The organism is Variovorax sp. IB41, from assembly GCF_016405905.1.
Taxonomy (GTDB): Bacteria; Pseudomonadota; Gammaproteobacteria; order Burkholderiales; family Burkholderiaceae_C; genus Variovorax.
The window spans coordinates 271730-294674 of record NZ_JAEFCB010000006.1; the positions used below are offsets into that span (position 1 = coordinate 271730).

Annotated in this window: 19 protein-coding genes; 14 read left to right on the plus strand and 5 right to left on the minus strand. The window is 68.9% G+C overall.

Translation table 11 applies throughout. The annotated features are described in order from the left end of the window. Positions 1-11 precede the first annotated feature (11 nt). Together JC881_RS14475 and JC881_RS14480 are read left to right on the plus strand one after the other, a co-directional pair. Positions 12-704, plus strand: coding sequence for a thioredoxin family protein (locus tag JC881_RS14475; RefSeq protein ID WP_233101779.1), 693 nt, complete (start codon positions 12-14; stop codon positions 702-704). Positions 705-830: 126 nt separating this feature from the next. Continuing rightward, complete coding sequence (locus tag JC881_RS14480; protein ID WP_198786399.1) at positions 831-2174, plus strand: MFS transporter; 1344 nt, start codon at positions 831-833, stop codon at positions 2172-2174. Positions 2175-2180: 6 nt separating this feature from the next. Here the strand turns inward: JC881_RS14480 and JC881_RS14485 are convergent, their stop codons facing one another. Beyond that, positions 2181-2900 carry an SDR family oxidoreductase gene (locus JC881_RS14485; protein ID WP_198786400.1) on the minus strand — a complete coding sequence of 240 codons (720 nt, stop codon included), beginning with the start codon at positions 2898-2900 and terminating at the stop codon, positions 2181-2183. Between the two features lie 73 nt (positions 2901-2973). Here JC881_RS14485 and JC881_RS14490 point away from each other — a divergent pair, with 73 nt between their 5' ends. The 4 genes from JC881_RS14490 to JC881_RS14505 all read left to right on the plus strand — a co-directional run bounded on the left by JC881_RS14490 (position 2974) and on the right by JC881_RS14505 (position 8575). Beyond that, a complete protein-coding gene (locus JC881_RS14490) occupies positions 2974-3909 on the plus strand; it encodes a LysR family transcriptional regulator (protein ID WP_198786401.1) in 936 nt (311 codons plus the stop codon). 33 nt (positions 3910-3942) lie between these two features. Next, the gene (hemE, locus tag JC881_RS14495; protein ID WP_198786402.1) at positions 3943-5052 is read left to right on the plus strand and encodes a uroporphyrinogen decarboxylase; all 1110 of its coding nucleotides are present in this window, start codon (positions 3943-3945) and stop codon (positions 5050-5052) included. Between the two features lie 475 nt (positions 5053-5527). Then, positions 5528-7627: a replication restart helicase PriA gene (gene priA, locus JC881_RS14500; protein WP_198786403.1), complete on the plus strand. Its 2100-nt coding sequence runs from the start codon at positions 5528-5530 to the stop codon at positions 7625-7627. Positions 7628-7675: 48 nt separating this feature from the next. Further along, positions 7676-8575 carry a hypothetical protein gene (locus tag JC881_RS14505; protein ID WP_233101780.1) on the plus strand — a complete coding sequence of 300 codons (900 nt, stop codon included), beginning with the start codon at positions 7676-7678 and terminating at the stop codon, positions 8573-8575. A gap of 31 nt (positions 8576-8606) precedes the next feature. On the opposite strand, the gene JC881_RS14510 is transcribed toward JC881_RS14505, so the two are convergent. Continuing rightward, complete coding sequence (locus tag JC881_RS14510) at positions 8607-8819, minus strand: hypothetical protein (RefSeq protein WP_198786404.1); 213 nt, start codon at positions 8817-8819, stop codon at positions 8607-8609. Positions 8820-9109: 290 nt separating this feature from the next. Between JC881_RS14510 and JC881_RS14515 the strand changes: the two genes are divergently transcribed. Then, positions 9110-9751 carry a hypothetical protein gene (locus JC881_RS14515; protein WP_198786405.1) on the plus strand — a complete coding sequence of 214 codons (642 nt, stop codon included), beginning with the start codon at positions 9110-9112 and terminating at the stop codon, positions 9749-9751. Positions 9752-9760: 9 nt separating this feature from the next. Here JC881_RS14515 and JC881_RS14520 read toward each other — a convergent pair whose 3' ends face one another. Then, positions 9761-10789, minus strand: coding sequence for an AEC family transporter (locus tag JC881_RS14520; protein WP_198786406.1), 1029 nt, complete (start codon positions 10787-10789; stop codon positions 9761-9763). Between the two features lie 143 nt (positions 10790-10932). Here JC881_RS14520 and JC881_RS14525 point away from each other — a divergent pair, with 143 nt between their 5' ends. From JC881_RS14525 to JC881_RS14555, 7 genes are all read left to right on the plus strand, one after another. Beyond that, entirely contained in the window at positions 10933-13038 is a 2106-nt protein-coding gene (locus JC881_RS14525; RefSeq protein WP_198786407.1) for an ATP-dependent helicase, read from the plus strand. Further along, positions 13035-13478, plus strand: a complete 444-nt coding sequence (locus tag JC881_RS14530) for a hypothetical protein (RefSeq protein ID WP_198786408.1) — start codon at positions 13035-13037, stop codon at positions 13476-13478. The genes JC881_RS14525 and JC881_RS14530 overlap by 4 nt, the downstream gene beginning before the upstream one ends. Then, the gene (locus tag JC881_RS14535) at positions 13475-14644 is read left to right on the plus strand and encodes a phospholipase A (protein WP_198786409.1); all 1170 of its coding nucleotides are present in this window, start codon (positions 13475-13477) and stop codon (positions 14642-14644) included. The genes JC881_RS14530 and JC881_RS14535 overlap by 4 nt, the downstream gene beginning before the upstream one ends. Before the next feature lie 34 nt (positions 14645-14678). Continuing rightward, the gene (nadE, locus tag JC881_RS14540; RefSeq protein ID WP_198786410.1) at positions 14679-15536 is read left to right on the plus strand and encodes an ammonia-dependent NAD(+) synthetase; all 858 of its coding nucleotides are present in this window, start codon (positions 14679-14681) and stop codon (positions 15534-15536) included. Positions 15537-15576: 40 nt separating this feature from the next. Then, positions 15577-16998, plus strand: coding sequence for a coniferyl aldehyde dehydrogenase (locus JC881_RS14545; protein WP_332875240.1), 1422 nt, complete (start codon positions 15577-15579; stop codon positions 16996-16998). 106 nt (positions 16999-17104) lie between these two features. After that, entirely contained in the window at positions 17105-17869 is a 765-nt protein-coding gene (locus JC881_RS14550) for an alpha/beta fold hydrolase (RefSeq protein ID WP_198786412.1), read from the plus strand. 79 nt (positions 17870-17948) lie between these two features. Continuing rightward, entirely contained in the window at positions 17949-19397 is a 1449-nt protein-coding gene (locus tag JC881_RS14555) for an HD domain-containing phosphohydrolase (RefSeq protein ID WP_198786413.1), read from the plus strand. 272 nt (positions 19398-19669) lie between these two features. Here JC881_RS14555 and JC881_RS14560 read toward each other — a convergent pair whose 3' ends face one another. Together JC881_RS14560 and JC881_RS14565 are read right to left on the minus strand one after the other, a co-directional pair. Continuing rightward, a complete protein-coding gene (locus JC881_RS14560) occupies positions 19670-21463 on the minus strand; it encodes a cytochrome c biogenesis protein DipZ (protein WP_198786442.1) in 1794 nt (597 codons plus the stop codon). 113 nt (positions 21464-21576) lie between these two features. After that, positions 21577-22935, minus strand: coding sequence for an ATP-binding protein (locus tag JC881_RS14565; protein WP_198786414.1), 1359 nt, complete (start codon positions 22933-22935; stop codon positions 21577-21579). Positions 22936-22945 lie beyond the last annotated feature (10 nt).

Genomic DNA, 22945 nt, shown 5'->3' on the forward strand with positions numbered 1-22945 from the left:
TCAAGCTGGCCATGTCTCTCTCGCCAACCTCCGACTCGCGTTCCCTTCGTGCCGCGCGCCATGCCCGCGCCGCCCTGAGCCGAGCCTCCCGCCGTGCCGTCGTCGCCGCCGCTGTTGCGCTCGGCGGGGCCTTCCTGATGGGCACCAACGCCTTCGCCGCACCGGCCGTGGGCCAGCAGGCGCCCGACTTCGTGGCCGTGGACACCACCGGCGCCAAGCACAAGCTCTCGGACTTCGCCGGCAAGTTCGTCGTGCTCGAATGGACCAATCCCGGCTGCCCCTTCGTGCGCAAGCACTACGGCAGCGGCAACATGCCCGCCACGCAGAAGGCCGCGACCGACAAGGGCGTGGTCTGGCTGGCCATCAACTCCACCGAGCGCGCCGCGAGCGACTACCTGAAGGCCGACGCGCTCGATGCCTGGATGAAGTCGCAATCGGCAGCGCCCACCGCCGTGCTGATGGACGAGGACGGCGTCATCGGCCAGGTCTACGGCGCGCGCACCACGCCGCACATCTTCATCATCGACCCCAAGGGCGTGCTGGTGTACGCGGGCGGCATCGACAGCATCGCGTCGGCGCGCGCGGACGACATCAAGACCGCGACCAACTACGTGAACCAGGCGCTGGGCGAAGCCTTCGGCGGCAAGCCGGTCTCCGCAGCCACGACGCGGCCCTATGGCTGCTCGATCAAATACAAGACCTGACGCAGGATCTGGCGCGCATCGCGTCGTCACCCCCGAGTGACAGCTACCTGACCCCCGGCGTCAGCTAGCGGTCGGGAAGACCGTCCTACCCTCGGCGAACACCACATCGCTCAGGGGACAAACCAGATGAACTCCGCGCCCTCCGCTGCGCAGCAAGGCCCGGCCGCCAGCGCCGCAGGCTCTTCCGCCTCCTCCTCGAAATTCGCCACCGTCCTGCGCGTGACCGGCGGCAACTTCATGGAGATGTTCGACTTCTTCCTGTTCGGCTTCTACGCCACGCAGATCTCCAAGGCGTTCTTCCCCGCGGGCAACGAGTTCGCCTCGCTGATGCTCACGTTCATGACCTTCGGCGCGGGCTTCCTGATGCGTCCGCTGGGCGCGATCTTTCTCGGCGCCTACGTCGACCGCGTCGGCCGCCGCAAGGGCCTGATCGTCACGCTCGCGCTCATGGCGCTGGGCACGCTGCTCATCGCCTGCGTGCCGGCCTACGCGACCATCGGCGTCATCGCGCCGCTCTTGGTGCTCATCGGCCGGCTGCTGCAGGGCTTCTCGGCGGGCGTGGAACTGGGCGGCGTGTCGGTGTACCTCTCGGAGATGGCCACGCCGGGCCGCAAGGGCTTCTACGTGAGCTGGCAGTCGGCCAGCCAGCAGGTGGCCATCGTGGTGGCGGCCGCGCTCGGCTACTGGCTCAACGTGACCTACTCCTCGCAGGAGATCGGCGACTTCTACTGGCGCGTGCCCTTCTTCGTCGGCTGCCTCATCGTGCCGGTGCTCTTCGTCATCCGCCGCTCGCTGCAGGAGACCGAGGAATTCATGGCGCGCAAGCACCGCCCCGATGCGCGCGAGATCTTCCAGTCGATGGTCGCCAACTGGGGGCTGGTGGTCGCCGGGATGATGCTGGTGTCGATGACCACCGTGTCGTTCTATCTCATCACCGTCTACACGCCGACCTTCGGCAAGTCGGTGCTGCACCTGAGCACGACCGATGCGCTCGTCGTCACGCTGTGCGTGGCCGTCTCCAACTTCATCTGGCTGCCGATCATGGGCGCGCTGTCGGACCGCGTGGGGCGCAAGCCGCTGCTGATCCTGTTCACGGTGCTGACGATCCTTACCGCGTACCCGTCGCTCAAGTGGCTGGTGGGCGCGCCGAGTTTCGCGCGCATGCTCGAAGTGGAGCTGTGGCTGTCGTTCCTCTACGCGAGCTACAACGGCGCGATGGTGGTCGCGCTCACAGAGGTGATGCCGGTGAATGTGCGCACCGCCGGTTTCTCGCTGGCCTACAGCCTGGCGACGGCGCTGTTCGGCGGCTTCACGCCGGCCATCGCGACGGGGCTGATCGAGATGACCGGCGACAAGGGCGCGCCGGGGTTGTGGATGACGGCCGCCGCCATCTGCGGCCTCATCGCCACGCTGGTGCTCTACCGGCGCAACGTGAGCCCGGCGGATTCGCGGCGCGTGCCGGTGGTCTGAGTTTCTTCAGACCAATCGAAGCCCGCCGTCGCACTCGATCACCGTGCCCGTGGTGTAGCCGTTCTCGATCAGGAACTGGATCGCGTGCGCCACGTCCTGCGGCTGTCCCACACGGCCGACGGGCAGGGTTTCGACCTGCTGGCGGAACAGGTCGTCCTTGAGCGCAGCGGGCACTCGGTTCCACCAGGGCGTGTCGACCAGGCCCGGTGACACCGCATTCACCCGGCTCGGTTTGAGTTCGCGCGCCAGGCTGCCGACCATCGCTTCGAGCGCGCCATTGATCGCGGCCAGCCCCGCCGTACCGGGCAGCGCATTGCGCGCCGAGATCGCCGTCACGAAAGTGATGCTGCCGCCCTTGCGCAGCACCCGCGCCCCCGCCTGCGCCGCTTCGAGTTGCGGCCAGAACTTGGCTTCGAAGCCGCGTCGCAGCGACTGCAGGTCGAGCTGCACGAATTCACCCGCGCCCTCGCCGCCACTGAGCGTAAGCACGAGGTGATCGATGGGCCCGGTCTTCTCGAAGAAGGCGTCCAGCGCACCGCGGTCGCAGGCATCGAAGGCCGCGCCGCTCACCTTCTCGCCCAGGCCGCCGATCGCTTCCTGCAACTTGCCGTTGTCGCGCCCTGTCGCGATGACGCGCGCCCCCGCCGCCGCGAGCCGCCGCACGGTCTCCAGGCCCACGCCGGACGAGCCGCCGACGACCACCACTGTCTGTTGTTCCAAAGCCATGTCGAATCCTTTGCTTACCTGATGAGCCTTCAGGTTAGGGAGCGCCGCCTTATCATTCAAATCGTTTGAAACCATGAGTCACATCAACGAAAGTGATTTCAGGCGGCTGGACCTGAACCTGCTGCTGGTGTTCCACGCACTGCTGCACGAACGCAGCGTCACGCGTGCAGCGCGGCGCCTTTTCATCGGCCAGCCGGCGCTGAGCGGCGCACTCAAGCGCCTGCGCACAGCGCTGGGCGACGAGTTGTTCGTGCGCACCTCGCACGGCATGACGCCGACGCCGCGCGCGCTCGAGCTCGCACGCGTCATCGAGCCGCTGCTGCTGTCGCTGCAGCAGGCGCTGCATGCGAAGCCGGCGTTCGACCCCGCGAAGGCCGAGCGCGTGTTCCGCATCGGGGTGAGCGATGCACTCGAAGTCGCGCTCATGCCGCGGCTCATGCAGCGCCTGTCGGTCGAGGCGCCCGGCGTGCGGCTGATCGCGCGCGGGGCCGACCGCGCCGACGCGCCCGCCCTGCTCGACGCGGCCGAGATCGAGCTGGCCGTAGGCGTCTTCACCGAATGCGCCGCCTGGCACCGCCGGCGGGCGCTGTTCGACTGGCACTTCGTCTGCGTCTACAACCCCGCGCTCGTGAAGGTGCGCGGCAAGCGCGTGACGTTGAAGGAATACCTGCGCCATCCGCACCTGCTCACCTCGTTCAGCGCCGACCTGAGCGGCCTGGTCGACGAGTTGTTGCGCGAACAGGGACTCACGCGCCAGGTCGTGTTTTCGAGCCGCAACTTCGCCACCAGCCCCTTCATCGTGCGGCAGATGCCCGCGATCACCACCGTGCCCACCTTCGCGGCGGCCACCTGGCGCGATGCGCTGGGGCTGGCGGTCAGCCCGCTGCCCTTCGACTCGCCCAGCTACGAGGTGTCGCTCCTGTGGACGGCCGCGCACGACGGCGACCTGGGCCTGCAGTGGCTCATTTCGCTGATCCACGAGGTCTTTGGCGGCAAACCCGTGCGTTGATCCGGTGCGCGGGGCCCCTGCGACAATCGGGAAATGCCTTTCGCCCCACTGCAAAACGACACTTTCCTGCGAGCCTGCTGGCGCCAGGCCACCGATCACACCCCCGTCTGGCTGATGCGCCAGGCCGGCCGCTACCTGCCGGAGTACGTCGCCACGCGCGCCAAGGCCGGCAGCTTCATGGGGCTGGCGACCAACACCGACTACGCCACCGAAGTCACGCTGCAGCCGCTCGCGCGCTATCCGCTGGACGCGGCCATCCTGTTCTCCGACATCCTCACCGTGCCCGACGCGATGGGCCTGGGCCTGTCGTTCGAGGCCGGTGAAGGTCCGCGCTTTGCCCGCCCGGTGCGCGATGAAGCGGCCGTCGCCGCGCTCGAAGTGCCCGACATGGACAAGCTGCGCTACGTGTTCGACGCCGTGGCCTCGATCCGCCGCGCGCTCGACGGCCGCGTGCCGCTCATCGGCTTCTCGGGCAGCCCCTGGACGCTGGCCTGCTACATGGTCGAAGGCGCGGGCTCCAGCGACTACCGGCTCGTGAAAAGCATGCTCTACAGCCGCCCCGACCTGATGCACCGCGTGCTCGCGGTCAATGCCGATTCGGTGGCCACGTACCTCAACGCGCAGATCGACGCCGGCGCGCAGGCCGTGATGATCTTCGACAGCTGGGGCGGCGTGCTGGCCGACGGCGCCTTCCAGGAATTCAGCCTCGCCTACACGGCGCGCGTGCTCGCGGGCTTGAAGCGCACCGGCGCCGACGGCCAACCCGTGCCGCGCATCGTGTTCACCAAGGGCGGGGGCCTGTGGCTCGACGCCATGCGCGCGCTCGACTGCGAAGTGCTCGGCGTGGACTGGACCGTGAACCTCGCCGCCGCGCGCCGCCAGGTCGCCGAAGGCACCGACGGCCAGGCCAAGGCGCTGCAGGGCAACATCGATCCGAACGTGCTGTTCGCGCCGCCCGCGCAGATCGAGGCCGAGGTGGCGAAGGTGCTCAAGGCATTCGGCAAACCCCACGCAGACCGCGCCGCGCAAGGCCCGACGCACATCTTCAACCTGGGCCACGGCATCAGCCAGTTCACGCCGCCCGACCATGTGGCGGCGCTGGTCGAAGCGGTGCACACGCAGTCGCGCGCCCTGCGCGGTTAAAACTGTGACTTGCGGGCCGCCGCGTGGAAGCGCGGGGCGCCGTGGAAAATCGGTCCGCCGCCGTTTGTCAAGCCTAAAAACGGTCTAGTGGGTCCGACTTATGCACAAAACCCGTGTTGCAGTGCGCAAGATTATCTGAGGTACCGGCGTCTTTGCTCCCAAACCAATAGCACGCGTAAGCTGTTGATTTATATAGGATTTGAACTTTGCTTTTTTTTGGGGCAATCCAGCGAGAGCCTTGATTTTCAAGGCTCCCCAGCGTGTCGAGCCTTGTTGTCAACAAAGTTATCCACAGAAACTCTGGATGGCTGGCAAAGCACTGAAAAATCAACAACTTAAGTGGATTTGCTCAAAGTCGCATTAACAACCGTTGCCAAGAAGGTCTTCCATCTCCACTGCCGGCCCCGCCCCCGAAACGGACGCCCCGACCCCGGGTAACTCCCCTCCGCCGCCGCCCGAAAGCGCGCCGGCGAGCGTGGCATGGCGGCTCGATATCGCGGTGCAGACGCCGGCGCACGCCGCGCTCGGCGACCTGCTGAGCTACGCCGGCGCGGCGCCGCTCGTGCCCGGCACGCTGGTGCGGGTGCCGCTGGGCCGGCGCGAGGTGCTGGGCGTGGTGTGGAATCCACCCACCTCGCTCGAGGGTGCCGAGCCCGACATGGCGCTCAAGCCCGTGGGCGCCGCGCTCGATGCGCTGGCGCCGCTCGGCGAGGCCTGGCGCGATCTCGTGGCCTTTGCCGCGCGCTACTACCAGCGCTCCATCGGCGAGATCGCCCTGGCGTCCCTCCCGCCGCAACTGCGCGACCTGACGACGACGCAGCTCGCGCGCCGCCTCAAGCGCAAGACGACGACCGGACCCGTCGCCCAGACGGCCGAAGCCGCCAACCTGATCGCGCTGAGCCCGGAGCAGACGGCCGCCCTTGCCCGCATCGAGGCCGAGAGCGGCACCTTCCTCCTGGTGGGCAGCACCGGCAGCGGCAAGACCGAGGTGTACCTGCGCTGCGTGGCCGACCTGCTCGCGCGCGACCCCGAGGCGCAGGCGCTGGTGATGGTGCCCGAGATCAACCTCACGCCGCAGCTGGAGGCGCGCTTCAAGGCGCGCTTCGGCGACGAGGCGGTGGTGTCGCTGCACAGCGGCATGACGAATCCGCAGCGGCTGGCAAGCTGGCTCGCGGCGCACGGCGGCGCCGCGCGCATCGTGCTGGGCACGCGCATGGCGGTGTTCGCGTCGATCCCGGGGTTGAAGCTCATCGTGGTCGACGAGGAACACGACCCGAGCTACAAGCAGCAGGAAGGCGCGCGTTATTCCGCGCGCGACCTGGCCGTATGGCGCGGCCAGCGCGAGGGCGCGAAGGTGATCCTCGGTTCGGCCACGCCGTCGCTCGAGAGCTGGCACCAGAGCCGCCCGGCCGAAGGCGAGGACCCGGGCGGGCGCTATGTGCGGCTGGAGATGCCCTCGCGCATCGGCGCCGGCGAGCTGCCCGCGGTGCGGCTGGTCGACATGAACCTGCAGCCGCCCAAGACGGTGCTCTCGGGCGCCCTGCTCGATGCCATCGGCCAGCGCATCGCGCGCGGCGAGCAGAGCATGATCTTTTTGAACCGCCGCGGCTACGCGCCGGTGTTGGCCTGCGGCGACTGCGGCTGGAAGAGCGAATGCCCGCACTGCAGCGCCTACCGCGTGTTCCACAAGATCGACCGCACGCTGCGCTGCCACCACTGCGGCTTCACCGAGCGCGTGCCGCGCGCCTGCCCGGCCTGCGGCAACCCCGACATCGCGCCCGTGGGCCGCGGCACCGAGCGGCTCGAGGAGCACCTGGCCGAGCTGTTCGTGGACGTGAAGCGGCCCGACGGCAGCGCGGTGCGCATCGCGCGCATCGACGCCGACAGCACGAAGAAGCAAGGCGCGCTCGAATCGCAGCTCGCCGCCGTGCACGCGGGCGAGGTCGATGTGCTGGTGGGCACGCAGATGATCGCCAAGGGCCACGACTTCCGCCGCATCACGCTGGTGGCCGCGGTGAACCCCGACGGCGCGCTGTTCTCCAGCGACTTCCGCGCGCCCGAGCGGCTGTTCAGCCTCTTGATGCAATCGGCCGGCCGCGCCGGGCGCGACGCCGCCTACCTCGCCGCGCAGGGCGCGACCGCCGAGATGTGGATCCAGACCTTCCACTCGCAGCACCCGCTCTTCATGGCGCTGCGCAAGCACGACTACGCCGCGTTCGCGAAGCAGCAGCTCGACGAGCGCCAGGCCGCCGCGATGCCGCCGTTCGCGTTCCAGGCGCTGCTGCGCGCCGATGCGCGCGAGCAGGCGGTGGCGCAGGCCTTCCTGAACATCGCGGCCGATGCGGCCGAGGCCCTGCCGGGCGCCGACATCGTCACGCGCTATCCCGCGGTGCCTCTGTCGATCCAGCGCGTGGCCAACGTGGAGCGCGCGCAGATGCTCATCGAAAGCCCCTCGCGCGCCGCGCTGCAGCGCCTGCTCGCGAACTGGCAGCCGCTGCTGCACGAATTGCGGCGCACGCCCGAGGGCAAGGGCGTGATCCGCTGGCTGGTCGACGTCGATCCGCACAGCATCTGAGCCGGTTGTCCTGCATGGGGCGCCAACGGGGAGCGCCAAGGTCATCCGATGAGCACTTCCATCGCCACTGTCGCCACCATGGCCCGCCGGATGAGTGCCGGCGTCTTTCTGCTGGCGGCTTCGATGCTGGCCCTGGCGCAGCCATCGCCCGCGCCGCTAGCCACAGGCCCGGCGGCCGAGTTGCGCGCCAAGCTGCAATCACTCGCACCGCAGCTGGAACGCAACGCCTTTCGCCGCCCGCTCGCGCTCGAATCGAGCGAGGCCGCGGACCGGTTGAGCGGTGACGTCTATGCGCTGGTGGACCATCCCTTCACCCGCGTGAGCGGCGCGCTGCGGGAGCCTGGGGCGTGGTGCCAGGTGCTGATGCTTCACCTCAACACCAAGCACTGTGCGGTCAAGAGCGGCGGCGCCACGCTGGCGGTGGCCATCGGCCGCAAGTTCGACCAGCCGCTCGCGGACGCGCAGACCATCGCCTTCGCCTACACCCTGGGCAAGGCGGATGCGGACTACCTGAACGTTCGCCTGAGCGCAGACACCGGCCCGCTCTCCACGCGCGACTACAGCATCGTGTTCGAAGCCTCGCCGGTGGACGGCGGCAAGACCGCGATCCACCTGCGCTATGCGTACGCCTACGGCACCGCGGCGCGGCTCGCGATGAAGGGCTACCTCGCCACGCTGGGCAGCGACAAGGTCGGCTTCACGCCCGCGGGGCAAGGCGGCTACATCGGCGGCGTGCGCGGCGTGGTGGAGCGCAACACCATGCGCTACTACCTGGCGATCGACAGCTACCTGGATGCGCCCGACCAGGCGCAACTGGCGCAGCGCCTGGCGGCGTGGTTCGATGCGACGGAGCAGTATGCAAAGCAGCTTCACGAAATCGAGAAGAGCGACTACCTCACGATGAAGCGCCACGAGTTCCAGCGCATGCAGCAGCCGGCCGCGTCCTGACGCGACGCGGTCATTCCAAGAACTCAGTCGATCAGTGGTAGCCCGTGGGCTCCTTGCCCATGTCCACGTAGCGCAACTCGCGGTGATGCCGGCGCCGCGCAATGCTGCCGGGCCATGCGAACACCACCAGGCTCAATGCAGCCAGCGCGATCGACGTTGCGGTGCCGAGCACCCCGACATGCCAGACCCAGCCCACGCCCGCGAGCCAGGCCACCCACACCATGATGCGAACCAGTATTGCCATCGCACACCCCCATTCACATCTTTGACCTGGGACCACTGTAGCAGCGCATCTGCAAACTCAAGCATTCATCTGAAGAGATACCCGATCCCTATGACTTACGGCCTGCCCTTGGACTACCTGGAAATAATTGGAAAAAAGAGTTGACGTGGCGCGGCGACGCTGCTCAAGCTGTAAACGCGCGGACTCCTTCCCGGATTTCGCGTTCCAGGCAAGCTCGTTTACACGCAAAGGTCGCCGTGAAATCGTCGTCTCTTCTTGGTTGGATACTCCCATTTGCGTGCATCGCCGCTGTGGTCGGCACACCCGCCGCTGCGGCGGACATCGAACTGCAGGGCCGCGAGCTGGTGGTCTCGGGCATGCTCGACGGCAGCGCGATCAAGAGCTTCACGGACCTTCTGGCGAGCGGCACGGTGCGCACCGTGGTGTTCGAAGACCTCTCCGGCGGCACCGCCGATGCGGCCGGCGCCTTTGCCGACGCCATCCGCGCGAGCGGCGTGGACACCGAGATCCGCGGCCAATGCATGGCCGCCTGCGCCTACGCGTTCCTGGCGGGCAAGACCCATCGATTCGGTTACGGCTTCCAGGTCAACGGCATCCTGCTGCCGGTGGCCGCGCGGCCCACGGCGGCCGAACTGGCCGTGCGCTGGCGCGGCGAGGAAGCCCACAAGACACTGGCCGACTTCACGCCCGCAACCGCCACCACGGCGGGCACGGCGACGGCGAAACCGGTGGAGGCCAGTGTCCCGCCCCCCAAGGACGCCAGGGGCGACAACTGGCAACCCGACCACGGCGTGCTCTTCACCGCGAGCCCCACGCTCTTCGGGCGCATCTACAACGCCTACTACTGCGACGGCACGCAGGGCCGCGACTTCTCCAAGTGCGAGCGGCTGTCCGACGCGGACCCCTACAAGCTCGGCGTGCTCACGCCGTAGGCATTCGCCTCAGCGCAGCAGCCCGACCGCCAGCGGAAAACTGAAGAAGGCCGCCACCGTCGTCCACAGGATGATGCGTGCGATGCGCCCGTTGTCCGCGCCGAAGCGCTCGGCCAGCATCGACACGTTGCTCGCGCTCGGCAGCGCCGCGACCAGCACGATCACCACCAGCGCCGCGTGCGAGAGCGGCAGCCCCAGCGCGATGGCGCCGGCGCCCAGCGCCCACACCAGCAACGGATGCAGCAGCAGCTTCACCGCCACCACCGGCAGCACGTCGGCCAACGGGGCCTCGGCCACCGGCGTGCGGCCCGTTCCCATGGCTTCGGCAACGGCCGCGCTGGCCTGGTGCTCGCGCGCGAGCAACGCGGAGCGCGCGAGCACTGCGCCGATGGTGAACAGCGCCACCGGCGAGGCCGCGTCCGCGAGCATGGCGATGGTGCGGTCGATGGGCCCCGGCAGTTGCCAGCGCGCCGCCGACAGCAGCACGCCCAGCAGGATCGACCACGGCATCGGGTTTATGACGATGCCGCGCAGCGCCTTGCGCGCCGCCTGCGAGGCGCCATGCCGCCCCCCACTGCCGGCCTCGCCGGCGCCGTCGAGCCGCGACAGCGCGATGCACAGCGACGAGGTCACCACCAGGTCGAACGCGATCGTGATGATCATCGGCCCGGCCGCCTGCGCGCCCAGGATCGCCACCAGCAGCGGCACGCCCATGAAGCCCGTGTTCGGAAAGGCCGCCACCAGCGCGCCGAAGGCCGCATCGTTCCAGCCGATGCGCGCGTTGCGGGTCAGCAGCACCACGCCCGCCACCACGGCCAGCGCGCACACGCCCCAGACGAGTGCGACGCTGCCGTCGAGCAGCTGCGCGATCGGCGTGCCGGCGCCGAAGCGCAGCAGCATGCAAGGCAGCGCGAAATACAGCACGAAGGTGTTGAGGCCGGGAATCGCCTCCAGCGGCAGGAGGCGGGCGCGGGCGGCGGCGTAGCCGGCCGCGATCAGCGCGAAGAAAGGGAAGGTAACAAGGAATACAGGCAGCACCGCCCGATTGTCGTTGCGTCCGGCCCGCGGCTGCCGTGCCCGTCCTGGGCGCGCCGCCTACAACGTCCGGGGGGTCCGGCCCCGTATCATTGCCCGCTTTGCGCCTGCCGTTCCCCACGGCGTGTTCCCGTTCCCCATCCCCCATGTCCCACGGTCTCAATCTCGCGCAGCAAGAAGCGGTCAACTACATGCACGGTCCCTGCCTGGTGCTGGCGGGCGCGGGCTCGGGCAAGACGCGGGTGATCACGCACAAGATCGGCCGCCTCATCCAGGCCGGCATGGAACCCCAGCGCATCGCGGCCATCACCTTCACGAACAAGGCGGCCGCCGAAATGCGCGAACGCGCGAAAGACCTGATCGGCCGGGACGCGCGCAAGGTGGTGGTCTGCACCTTCCACGCGCTGGGCGTGCGCATGATGCGCGAAGACGGCGCGGTGCTGGGCCTCAAGCGCGCCTTCAGCATCCTGGACAGCGACGACGTGACCAAGATCCTGAAGGACGCCGGCGGCACCACCGACACCGCCACCGCCCGCATCTGGCAGTGGACCATCAGCAAGTGGAAGAACATGGGCCTCACGGCCCGGCAGGCCGCCGCCGCCGCGGTGGACGACAACGAGCGCATCACCGCCGAAGTCATGGGCCACTACGAAGAGCGCCTGCAGGCCTATCAGAGCGTCGATTTCGACGACCTCATCGGCATGCCGCTCAAGCTCCTGCACGACTTTCCCGAAGTGCGCGCCAAGTGGCAGGCCGCGCTCGGCCACATCCTGGTGGACGAATACCAGGACACCAACGCCACGCAGTACGAAGTGCTCAAGGCCCTGGCTGGCGACCGCGCCCGCTTCACCGCGGTGGGCGACGACGACCAGTCGATCTACGGTTGGCGCGGCGCCACGCTGGACAACCTGAAGAAGCTGCCGATCGACTACCCGACGCTCAAGGTCATCAAGCTGGAGCAGAACTACCGCTCCACCAGCGCCATCCTGCGCGCGGCCAACAACGTGATCGGCCCGAACCCCAAGCTCTTTCCGAAGACGCTGTTCTCCGAGCTGGGCGAAGGCGAGCCGGTGCGCATCGTGGATGCCGACACCGAGCTGCACGAGGCCGAGCGCGCGGTGGCGCGCATCGTGAGCCTGCGCGCGGGCGACGCGACCACGCAAGGCACGCAATACAAGGAGTTCCGCGACTTCGCGATCCTGTACCGCGCCAACCACCAGGCGCGCATCTTCGAGCAGGCGCTGCGCCGCGCGCAGATTCCCTACAAGGTCTCGGGCGGCCAGAGCTTCTTCGACCGCGCCGAGATCAAGGACCTGTGCGGCTGGTTTCGCCTCTGGGTCAACAACGACGACGACCCCGCGTTCCTGCGCGCCATCACCACGCCCAAGCGCGGCATCGGCCACACCACGCTCGCGAGCCTGGGCACCTTCGCCAGCCAGTACAAGCTGAGCCTGTTCGCGGCGCTGTTCAGCCCGTCGCTGCCCAGCGTGATCCCCAAGCGCACGCTGGAAGGCGTGCACGAGTTCGGCCGCTACATCAACGACCTGGAATACCGCGCGCGCCGCACCATGGGCGCGGAAGACTCGCGCACCTTCATGCTCGATTGGCTCAAGGAAATCGACTACGAGCGCCATCTCTACGAGGGCGAAGACAGCGAAGCGGCCGCCGCCACGCGCTGGAACAACGTGCTGGAATTCGTCGACTGGATGTCGCAGCGCGCCGGCGGATCGCTCGCCGACGCCTCGGGCGCCAACGACAACGACGAGACGGAACGCAAGAGTCTGCTCGAAGTCGCGCAGACCATCTCGCTGCTCTCGACCATCAGCGAGCGCGAGCAAGACCAGAACGTGGTCACGCTCTCCACGCTGCACGCCTCCAAGGGCCTGGAGTGGCCGCACGTGCTGCTGATCGGCGTGACCGAAGGGCTCCTGCCCTTCAAGCTGGACGACGACAACGGCCGCCAGAAGGTGGTGAGCGACGAGACCACGCAGCGCCTGCAGGAAGAGCGCCGCCTGATGTACGTGGGCATCACCCGCGCGCAGCGCAGCCTGGCCGTGAGCTGGACCAAGAAGCGCAAGCAGGGCCGCGACATGGTGCCGTGCCTGCCGAGCCGCTTCATCGCCGAGATGGGCCTCGACAAAGCCACGACGAAGGAAGACCCGCGCGAGAAACTCAAGGCGCTGCGCGCCGAGTTCGCGCGCAAGGCACAGGACAGCGCGGCTGCGAAGGCGGCCGCCGCGGCGGCGCCATGAGGGCGCTGCTCGCCGTCTTCGTCGCGCTCGCCGTCACGGGCTGCGCCGCGGTCGACCCCAACTGTCCCGCCGATGCACGCGAGCTGCCGTTGACATCGCTCTACGGCCGCTGGGAAGCACGCTTCGACGGCCTCCCCGCCGTGGCCGTCGTGCAGCTGGGCAAGCACCCCGACTACGCCGGCGTGCGCGGCACGATCACGCGCAACGCGGACAGTGGCGCAAAGACTTCGGTGGCGCAACTGGCGGGCGACGTCGACGACGAAGGCGCCCTCTCCATCGACGAATCGCTGGACGGCCGCGCCATCAGCGGCAACTGGGCCGGCACCTTGCAGCCGCGCTCCTGCGGCCGCGAATTCAGGGGAACGTGGCGCAATGCCGCGGACGAAAGCACGCACCCGTTCGTGCTCACCAAAACGGTCGGTATGGAAGGAAAGCAATGACCACGACTCGCACACACGCGTTCTCTGCCACGTTCATGGCGTTCGCGGCCTCCCTGGGCAGCGCGGCCGCCGGCGCGCAGGCCGTCGACAAGCCCGCGAGCCCGCTGGCCGATGCGCAGCTCACCTGGCAGCAATGCGCAGCGCTGGGCAACAACAACGACGCGCGCCTGGCCTGCTTCGACCGCTGGGCCCAGCAGCAGACGCTGCCCTCGGTGTCGGTGCCCGTCGCGCCGCCCGTGCTGGCCAGCACGCAGGCGCCGCCGGTGGACGGCGCGATGCCCGCCACGCGCGTGATCTCGGTCGCCACCACCGAGGGCTGCCGTGACCGCCAGTACTCGGCGCTCTCGCGCTTCTGGGAGCTGGAGAACGCGACCGACTGCGGCACCTTCGGCTTTCGCGGCTACCGGCCGCTCAACGTCTCGGTCTCGGCCGCCACCAAGAAGCCGCAGGTGCCCACCTCGCCCTCGCCCGATCACACTGGCGACCCCATCGCCTACCAGGCCAACGAGATGCGCATCGGCCTGTCGGTGCGCACCAAGCTCGCGCAGGGCCTGCTCACGCAGAACGATCCGGTCAAGAAGGACTCGCTGTGGTTCGCCTACTCGCAGCAGTCGACCTGGCAGCTGTTCAACGGCGCGATCTCGCGGCCGTTCCGCACCACCGACCACGAGCCCGAGCTGATGTATGTCTACCCGACCGACTTCAAGCTGCCCGGCGGCTGGCGCTGGCGCTATGCGGGCGTGGGGCTGGTGCACCAGTCGAACGGCCAGACGCTGCCGCTGTCGCGCAGCTGGAACCGCGTCTACCTGATGGGCGGCGCCGAGCTGGGCGACGAATTCCAGATCACCGGGCGCATCTGGAAGCGCATCTCCGAAGATGCCGCCAAGGACGACAACCCCGACATCGCCGACTACATCGGCCGCGCCGAAATCACCGGCCGCTGGAACCTGAACCGCGACAACACGCTGGGCGTGACGGTGCGCAACAACCTGCGCGACAGCGGCCGCGGCTCGGTGAAGCTCGAATGGCTCAAGGCCATCGGCGATCCGACCAAGAGCAACCTGCGCTTCCACACGCAGCTGTTCCATGGCTACGGCGACACGCTGGTGGACTACAACCGCAAGCGAACGGTTCTGAGCATCGGCCTGAGCCTCGTCGATTTCTGATCTTCTTCACCATCCACACACGCAGGCAAGAATCATGAGTGCAGACCTGTCCCCCGTCGATGCCATGCAGCGCGAGATCATCGCGGCGCTGCACGTGGCCCCGGTGTTCGATGCCGCCGCCGAACTCGAGCGGCGCATCGATTTCCTCGCCAGCTACCTGAAGCAGACGGGCCTCAGGACACTGGTGCTGGGCATCAGCGGCGGCGTCGATTCGCTCACGGCGGGCTGCCTCGCGCAGCGCGCCGTCGAGCGGCTGCGCGCCGGCGGCTACGACGCCACCTTCATCGCGATGCGCCTGCCCTACGGCGTGCAGAAGGACGAAGCCGAAGCGCAGCGCTCGCTCACCGTGATGAAGCCCGACCGCACGGTCACCGTGGACATCCGCCCCGCGGCCGACGGCATGCTCGCTGCGCTGAAGGCCGGCGACCTGAAGTTCCGCGATGCGGCGCACGAGGACTTCGTGCTCGGCAACATCAAGGCGCGCCAGCGCATGGTCGCGCAGTTCGCGGTGGCCGGCGCGCACGACGGCATCGTCATCGGCACCGACCATGCGGCCGAGGCGCTGATGGGCTTTTTCACCAAGTTCGGCGACGGCGCGGCCGACATCACGCCGCTCACGGGCCTGAACAAGCGCCGCGTGCGCGCCGTGGCGGCGCTGCTCGGCGCGCCCGACGAGCTGGTCTACAAAGTGCCCACCGCCGACCTCGAATCGCTGGTGCCGGGCAAGCCCGACGAAGACGCCTTCGGCGTCACCTACGAAGAGATCGACGACTTCCTCGAAGGCAAGCCGGTGTCGGCCGCGGCGCGCGCGATCATCCTTGCGACGCACCGCAAGAGCGCGCACAAGCGCGCGCTGCCGGTCGAGCCGCCGTCCGCGAACGCCGGCGGCTGAAGCACAAACCGCGGCGCTGGCCGCTGTATCGACCAACGCGTTGCAAGCCCATCGACGAGGTGCCATGACCCCCACCATGAGACAGATCTTCGATGCGATGCGCGCGGCCAGCCTGCGCGCGCAGACGCCCCCGTGGAGCGTGCGCGCCGATCGCCTCAAGCGCCTGCGCGCGCTGGTGTTGGACAACCGCAAGGACATCGCCGCCGCCATCAGCGCCGACTTCTTCAACCGGCCGTTGCAGGAGACCGAACTGGCCGAGGTGTTCCCTGCGGTCGAGGGCATCGGCCATGCGCTGCGTCATGGCAGGAAGTGGATGCGCACGCAGCGCCGTTCCACCGGCCTCTGGTTCAAGCCCGCGTCGTCGCGGATCATGCCGCAGCCCCTGGGCGTCGTGGGCATCGTGGTGCCGTGGAACTACCCGCTGAACCTCGCGGTGGGCCCGATGACCGCCGCGCTGGCCGCGGGCAACCGGGTGATGGTCAAGCAGTCGGAGTTCACGCCGCGCTTTGCCGAGCTTTTCGCCACGCTCGTGCGGGCGCGCTTCGCGCCGGACGAGATCGCGGTGGTCAACGGCGATGCCGAAGCGGCGCGCGAATTCTCCAGCCTCCCGTTCGACCACCTGCTCTTCACCGGCTCGACCGCCGTCGGCCACCACGTGATGCGCGCCGCGAGCGAGAACCTCACGCCGGTGACGCTGGAGCTGGGCGGCAAGTCGCCCGCGATCATCGGGCCCGACGCCAACTTCGAGAAGGCCGTCGAGCGCATCCTCGTGGGCAAGACGCTCAATGCGGGCCAGACCTGCATCGCGCCCGACTACGTGCTGGTGCCCGAGGGCCAGCAGGAGCGCTTCGCCGCCGTCGCGCGGCGCGTATTCACGGCGATGTACCCGGACATCGCGAGCAACGCCGACTACACCAGCATCGTGAGCCCGCGCCATTTCTCGCGCCTGCAGGAACTCGCGGCGCTCGCGCAGGCAGAGGGCGCCCTGGCCGTGCCGCTCTCGGACATGGCGCCCGATGCCGCGACGCGCCGCTTTCCGCCCGTGCTGCTGACCGGCGTGCAGGACGGCATGCGCGTGATGCAGGAAGAGATCTTCGGCCCGATCCTGCCGGTGGTGGCGTACGGCGCGGTCGACGACGCCATCGCGTACGTCAACGCGCACCCGCGTCCGCTCGCGCTCTACCTCTTCGAGAAGAACCGCGCGACCATCGACCGCGTGATGCAGGAGACGGTGGCCGGCGGCGTGTCGATCAACGACACCCTCTTGCACATCGCGCAGGACGACCTGCCCTTCGGCGGCGTCGGCGCGAGCGGCATGGGCGCCTACCACGGGGAGTACGGTTTCCGGACCTTCTCGAAGATGAAGCCGATCTTCCAGCAGTCGGCCTTCAACGGCGTGGGCCTCTTCAAGCCGCCCTACGGCAAGACCTTCGCGCGGATGATGAAGCTGCTGGTGCGCTGAGCGGGTTTCTCCACGGGGTGTTGCCATTGGACATTCGTCCGATGGCGCTGAAGGCCCGCTGCGCCGACAGTACGGGCTCCGCTTCAACTCACTCTCCAGGACCCCCATGAAAACCGCTCAACGCTTCAAGCTCGCCGCCGCAGCCCTCGCCATCGGCCTCTCCTTCGCAACGGGCGCCACCGCCGCTGACAAGCCCAGCGTGGTCATCGTCCACGGTGCGTTCGCCGACAGCTCCGACTGGGCCAAGGTGATCCCGCTGCTGCAGGCCAAGGGCCTGAACGTGGTGGCGGTGCAGAACCCGCTCACCTCGCTCGAAGACGACGTGGCCGCCGCCAAGCGCGCCATCGATGCGCAGCCCGGCAAGGTCGTGCTGGTCGGCCACTCGTGGGGCGGCGCCGTCATCACCGAGGCCGGCGCGAACGACAAGGTGTCTTCGCTCGTGTACGTCGCGGCCTTCGCACCCGATGCGGGCCAGAACGCCGCCGAGCTCGGCAAGGACTACCCGACTGCGCCCGGCTTCGCGCACATCAAGGCCGACGCCTCGGGCTTCCTCTCGCTCACGAAGGAAGGCATGTCCAAGCACTTCGCGCAGGACCTCCCCGCCGCCACCACCGCGGTGATGACCGCGACGCAAGGCCCGATCCTGGGCAAGTCCTTCGAGCAGAAGCTCACCGTGGCCGCCTGGAAGACCAAGCCCTCGTGGTTCCTGGTCACCAGCGCCGACCACATGATCCAGCCGGCGCTGCAACGCGACATGGCCAAGAAGATCGGCGCGACCGTCAGCACGGTCAACAGCAGCCACGTGCCGCAGCAGTCGCAGCCGGCCAAGGTGGCGCAGGTGATTCTGGACGCGGTGAACCAATCCAAGTAAGGTGCCCGGCGTGCCCGAAGTGCCCGAAGCACCGGTTGCGGCCGGCACGCCTTCTTTCTTTTTCTCTTCGGTTCCACCCGTGCAGCCTGCGCCCCACATCCCGGTCTTCGACGCCATCAAGGCCCTTGCATTCGTCGGCGACCTGAGCATGGGGCAACCCATCGACCATTCGGCCCGCACTGCATGGATCGCCTCGCAGTTGGCCGCCGCCGTCGGCCGCGACCCGGCGGTGCAAGGCCATGCGGCCTGCGCGTCGCTGCTGCGATGGTCGGGCTGCACCGCGAACGCGCCCGAGTTCTCCGACCTGATGGGCGACGACGTCGGCGGGCGCCGCGCGATGCTCTCGACCGCTTCGGCCCATGCCGCGGCCGAGTTCGCGGGCTCCGTGGGGCCGATGGCGGAGATCCATTGCGAAGTGTCGGGCGACATCGCGCGCACGCTGGGCATGCCGCCCGAGGTCGAGCGCACGCTGCGCCACATGTTCGAGACCTTCGACGGACACGGCAAGCCGCACGGGCTGCGCGCCTCGCAGATTCCCGAGGAAGTGTTCATCGTCTCGGTCGCCGGCGATCTTGAAATCTTCTCGCGCGTGCATGGCCTGGGCAACGCGCTGCACTACATCGCCGACCGCGCCGATGCGCGCTATCCGGCCTTCCTGGTCGATGCGGTGCAACAGCACGCGGTCGACTGGCTGCATGCGCTGGAGCAAGGCGCGGCCGCCGACATGCAGTCGCCCTCCGACGCATTGCGCGAGGCGACCGCATCGCTCGAACTGATCGCCGACGTGATCGACCTCAAGCTGCCGTGGATGACCGGCTTCTCGCGCCGCGTGGCCGATGCCGCGTTCGCGTGCGCCGCCGGCGTGGGGCTGGGCGATACCGAGCAGGGGCAGGTGCGGCGCGCGGCGCTCATCCACGGCATCGGCCGCGCGTCGGTGCCGAACGCGGTGTGGGATTCGCCCAGTGTGCGCAGCGAAGCCGATAAGGAGCGCCTGCGGCTCGTGCCCTACTGGACGGACCGCGCGGCGCGCCGCATCGGCACGCTGCGCACCGAAGCGGAGATCGCTTCGTTCGTGGACGAGCGGCTCGACGGTTCGGGGTTCTTCCGCGGCATCAAGGGGCCGGCCATCGACGTCGCGGGACGCGTGCTGGCCGTCGCGGCGCACTGGGTGTTGTTGCGCACCAGCCGGCCGGGACAACCTGCGCTCGATGAAACCGATGCGATCGCGGCGCTGAAGCGCGAAGCGGAACTCGGGCGGCTCGATGCGGCGGCGGTCGCGGTGCTGACGGGACATCCGCAGAACGGCGCCGCGCATGCGCCATCGGGCGAGGCGGCGGCCCTTCTCTCCAGTCGCGAGATCCAGGTGCTCGGGCGCATCAGTCTTGGCGACAGCAACAAGGAAGCGGCTCGTGTGTTGGGCATCAGCCCGAGCACGGTGCGGGCGCATCTGGAAAACATCTTTCGCAAGCTCGAATGCACGACGCGGGCTGCGGCGACCTTGAAGGGGCTGACGCTCGGGTTGCTCTGAAAGCGGAGGCGTTCGGGGCGGGTGCACAGGCCGCCGGGTGCTCCCCTCCGCGAATGTCCCCCGGGCTTCGCCCTCCTCCTTGATTTCGCTGCGGGGAGCACCCGACGCCCTGCGCACTGGGGCACGCTCTGGGTGAAACACCGATCAACGACTGCTCTGAAAGCGCTCGCGCTGGCGGTGGGCTCTGTTTCGCGAAATCAAGGAGGAGGCGAAGCCGGGGGACATTCGCGAAACAGAGCCCACCGTCGGCGCGAGTGCCACCCCGAACGGTTTCAGCCGAACGTGAACGCGTAGGCCTGCGCGCCGCCATCAAGAAACTCGATCTCGAACAGCCGCGCCTTCTCGCCCTTCGCCTGCCGAACGAGCTGGTAGAGCTTCTGCGCCTCGATGGTTCCGTAGCCTTGTTCGTCCGTATCGGCGCCGTGGTCCGCGAGCGGCGGCTTGCCGTCCACCAGCACGCGGAAGCGCACCGGCTTGCCATCCGCCATGGGACCGAGCACGAGGTGCAGGTCGCGCGCCTGGAAGCGGTAGGCGATGCGGCTGTTCGGCTGGTTCGACACGGCGCGCTCGGGCTCGACAGTCCACTCGCCACCGAGCGCCCACTGGTTCGTGCGCAGCGACGCGGGCGGCTGGTAGACGTGCGCGCGGCCGTTCACGAGGCCACCGGGCGATGCGAAGCCCTGCGCGCGTTCCGTGCCCACATAGGTCTCGCCCGACATCGCGAGCTCGTCGCCCGGCGCGGCCTGCGTGCCCTCGCCCTTCGGCGCGACCAGGCCGGCCGGCAGGTTGTGCCGGCCGGCCTCGGCGAGCAGTTGCTGCAGGATCTGCTCGGCCTTGTCGTAGCGGTTCTCGCCGAACTGGTGATAGCGGATGCGGCCCTGCGCATCGATGAAATAGAACGCGGGCCACGACTGGTTGTCGAAGCCGCGCCAGATCTTGAAATCGTTGTCCAGCGCCACCGGGAAATCGATGCCCAGGTCCTTCGTCGCCTTGCGCACGTTGGCCGGGCGCTTCTCGAACGCGAACTCCGGCGAGTGCACGCCGAGCACGACGAGGCCCGCGTCCTTGTACTTCTCGGCCCAGGCGCGCACATAGGGCAGCGTGCGCAGGCAGTTGATGCACGAGTAGGTCCAGAAGTCGACCAGCACGACCTTGCCGCGCAGGGCCTCGGGAGTCAGCGGCGGCGAGTTGAGCCATTCGGTCGCGCCGGCGAGCGAGGGGAAGTCGCCTTCGATGCCGAGCTTGCGCACGGGTGCCGGTTCGGGGAGGACGGCGGCGGTCTTCAGGAGGGCGGGGTCTTGCTGCGGCGGCGCCGATTCACCGATGGGCGCAGGTTGCTGCTTTCGCATGTCGATCTTCTCCACGAGCGCCTGCTCCAGGGCCGACGTGGTGCCCACCGAGAGCTGGCTGAGCACGCCGGTGTCGAGCCCCAGCGCGATGGCGCCGACACCCACCAGCACAGCCACGCCCGCCACGCGGCGCACCCACTCGCCCGTGTGCAGCGAGCGCTTCATGACCGCGAACAGGCGCCCGCCGAACAGCAGCGCCGCCGCCAGCGAGGTGCACGCGCCGGCCGCGTAGGCCAGCAGCAGCACCGTGGTGCCGGCGCTCGCGCCGTTGAGCGCCGCGCCCGTCAGGATGAGGCCGAGGATCGGACCCGCGCACGGCGCCCACAAGAGGCCCGTGCCGACGCCCAGCAAGAGCGGCGAGAACACCGAGGGCTTGGCGGCCCGGTCATCGGCTTCGGCCAGGCGGATGCCCAGCGCGACCAGCGGCCGGCTGAGGCGATCGGCCAGGCTCGGGAACAGGAGCGTCACGCCGAACAACGCGAGCATCGCGATCGCCGCATAGCGCCCGTACTCGTTGACCGTGACCACCCAGCCGCCGCCCACCGCGGCCAGCGTGGCGATGGCGGCGAAGGCCACGGCCATGCCCAGCAGCATTGGCAGGCCGTGCGAGCGGAACGGGCGGTCGGCCCGCGCGAACACGAAGGGCAGCACCGGCAGGATGCAGGGGCTCAGGATGGTGAGCACCCCGCCCAGGTAGGCAATGAGAAGGAGCAGCAGCATGGTTCGGGTCTCGTCTGTAGGGTCGAAGCGCGCCCTCGGGGCGTGCGGGGTCTGCGCGGTCTCGACGCACGAGCCGCGGGTTGAAGGAAACGCAGGGGCGCAAGCCCCTTCTAGGTGATTCGCGTCGGCATGGTCAGGCGTGCCTCCAGTCCGCCTTCGGGGCGGTTCTGCAGCTTGAGCTCGGCGCCCATCGCCATCGCCAGCTGGTGCGCGATGGCCAGGCCCAGGCCCGTGCCGCCGGTGCTGCGGTTGCGCGAGCTCTCGACGCGGTAGAACGGCTTGAGCACCGCGTCCAGCTCGTCGGGCGGAATGCCGGGGCCGTTGTCGACGACGGCGATGGACAGCTGCCCGTCGCCGGGCTGCACGCGCACCCGCACATCGCTGCCGAAGATCAGCGCGTTGTCGATCAGGTTCATGACGATGCGGCGCATCGCGTTCGGGCGGCCCACGATCGGCGCGCCCGCCTTGCCTTCCAGGTGCACCGTCTTGCCGGCGTCCTCGTAGTCGGCCTGCATGCTCTCCAGCAGCGCGTCGGCGTCCATGCGCAGCGGCGGCTCGGTGGCGCCGTGCAGGGTGCGCGCATAGGTCACGCCTTCGCGCACCAGCGAATTCATCGCGTCCAGGTCCTGGCGGAACTTCATGCGGTCGTGTTCGTCGTCCATCATCTCGGTGCGCAGCCGCATCCGCGTGATCGGCGTCTGCAGGTCGTGCGAGATGGCCGCGAGGATTTCCACGCGCTCGGACATGTAGCCGCCGATGCGCTGCTGCATCGCGTTGAAGGCGCGCGCGGCGTGCGCCACCTCGGTGGGGCCTTCTTCCGCGAGCTTCTGCGCCTTGAGGTCGGGGCCCAGGTCGTCGGCCGCGGCGGCCAGCTCGGCCAGCGGCCGCGTGACCAGCCGCACGGCGAACCAGGCGCACACGGCCAGCACCAGGAGCTGGATCACCAGCACCCACATCACCCAGCGCGAGACCGGCATGCCCACCCGCATGGCATGCACCACAACGGAAGAGCCGTCGGTCAGCCGCACCTGGATCTGCAGGCCCTCGGGCGGCCGGGGCACCTGTCCGACCTTGACGATCTCGAACGGGCGCATCGCCTCGACGATGGCGGTGGCGAACTGCTGCGACAGCAGCGACTGGGGCGCCACGCCCTCGGCCATGCCGCCCAGCACGAAGCGGTAGTTGCGCCGCTCCAGCTTCTCCAGCCAGGCAGGGCGCTCGGCGGCGGGCAGGCGGTCGAGGATGGCGACCGAGCTGGCGATGTCGCGTTCGATGCCGGTCATCATGAGCTCGCGCATCGCCATGTCGCGCTCGTAGCGGATGGCGGCGAAGGTGAGCAGCTGCGCGATCGCCAGGCCCACCACGATGATCAGCGTCACGCGGGCGAAGAGCGATCGCGGCACCAGCCGGCGCAGGCTGCCGGCAGCAGGAGGATTCACGACGGCGACGGGGCTGGCGGGTGTGGACATGGCCTCGTTT

Coding starts and splice junctions, on each gene's coding strand:
- JC881_RS14475 (WP_233101779.1), top strand. CDS start 12: ATGTCTCTCTCGCCAACCTCCGACTCGCGTTCCCTTCGTGCCGCGCGC.
- JC881_RS14480 (WP_198786399.1), top strand. CDS start 831: ATGAACTCCGCGCCCTCCGCTGCGCAGCAAGGCCCGGCCGCCAGCGCC.
- JC881_RS14485 (WP_198786400.1), bottom strand. CDS start 2,900: ATGGCTTTGGAACAACAGACAGTGGTGGTCGTCGGCGGCTCGTCCGGC.
- JC881_RS14490 (WP_198786401.1), top strand. CDS start 2,974: ATGAGTCACATCAACGAAAGTGATTTCAGGCGGCTGGACCTGAACCTG.
- hemE (WP_198786402.1), top strand. CDS start 3,943: ATGCCTTTCGCCCCACTGCAAAACGACACTTTCCTGCGAGCCTGCTGG.
- JC881_RS14505 (WP_233101780.1), top strand. CDS start 7,676: ATGAGCACTTCCATCGCCACTGTCGCCACCATGGCCCGCCGGATGAGT.
- JC881_RS14510 (WP_198786404.1), bottom strand. CDS start 8,819: ATGGCAATACTGGTTCGCATCATGGTGTGGGTGGCCTGGCTCGCGGGC.
- JC881_RS14525 (WP_198786407.1), top strand. CDS start 10,933: ATGTCCCACGGTCTCAATCTCGCGCAGCAAGAAGCGGTCAACTACATG.
- JC881_RS14530 (WP_198786408.1), top strand. CDS start 13,035: ATGAGGGCGCTGCTCGCCGTCTTCGTCGCGCTCGCCGTCACGGGCTGC.
- JC881_RS14535 (WP_198786409.1), top strand. CDS start 13,475: ATGACCACGACTCGCACACACGCGTTCTCTGCCACGTTCATGGCGTTC.
- nadE (WP_198786410.1), top strand. CDS start 14,679: ATGAGTGCAGACCTGTCCCCCGTCGATGCCATGCAGCGCGAGATCATC.
- JC881_RS14550 (WP_198786412.1), top strand. CDS start 17,105: ATGAAAACCGCTCAACGCTTCAAGCTCGCCGCCGCAGCCCTCGCCATC.
- JC881_RS14565 (WP_198786414.1), bottom strand. CDS start 22,935: ATGTCCACACCCGCCAGCCCCGTCGCCGTCGTGAATCCTCCTGCTGCC.